The sequence below is a fragment of the Methylobacterium sp. J-070 genome (genome assembly GCF_022829385.1).
Taxonomy (GTDB): domain Bacteria; phylum Pseudomonadota; class Alphaproteobacteria; order Rhizobiales; family Beijerinckiaceae; genus Methylobacterium.
This window is the reverse complement of record NZ_JAKSXX010000145.1, coordinates 1-617: the sequence shown is the minus strand read 5'-3', so window position 1 is coordinate 617 and position 617 is coordinate 1. Positions and strand designations below refer to the sequence as shown.

Below are 617 nucleotides of genomic sequence, written 5' to 3'. Positions count from 1 at the left end.
GATCCGCTCCGCTACCTCCTCAGGATCGACCTTCTCAAGGTTGAGCCGCGCCTGCATTCCCTTGCCCGGTTTGAAGTAGACGTGCACCCTGGCCGGGACCGTCACCTGCTTGCCGGTGCGCGGGTTACGGGCGGCCCGGGGATCGCGGTCGCGGATGCTGAACGTGCCGAAGTCGCGCAGCTCCACGCGGTCGCCTTGGACCAGTGCCTTCGTGATGACTCGGAGGATCGTGCGCACGACCGCCTCGCGCTCCTGAGCCGTGAGGTGCGGGTTCTGCTCGGCGATGCGGGCGACGAGTTCGGACCGGATCATGCCCCTCGATGCCGTAGAGGAGAGGCTTCCGCAATTGGGTCTCGACTGCTGTAAAGCGTTTCGGGCATGCCTCGGTATCCGCTCACGGCTCAGTTGAGGATCGCCCGTTGAGATCAACCGCTAGGCTTTCCGAGCGTTCGTTCACCCTCGTCCTCTGGCTCGTCGCCCTCGCTTTCGCCGGCTTCCTGATCGGGCTGGGGTCGCTCGTGGTCGGCGACCTGCCGCAGGTCGAGCATCGCTACAACCTCGACGAGTTCCTCGACCGCGGGCAGGCGGACGCGACCGCCGCCGCGCTGAAGCAAGTT

At 66.1% G+C, this 617-nt stretch carries 1 protein-coding gene and 1 pseudogene; one reads left to right on the top strand and one right to left on the bottom strand.

Annotated elements, in window-relative coordinates:
* A partial coding sequence (locus MKL01_RS14530) for an HU family DNA-binding protein (protein ID WP_243905920.1) occupies positions 1 to 312 on the bottom strand: 312 nt, incomplete at its 3' end.
* A gap of 107 nt (positions 313 to 419) precedes the next feature.
* Between MKL01_RS14530 and MKL01_RS14525 the strand changes: the two are divergent.
* A pseudogene (locus MKL01_RS14525) lies at positions 420 to 617 on the top strand (serine endopeptidase); the annotation flags it as partial.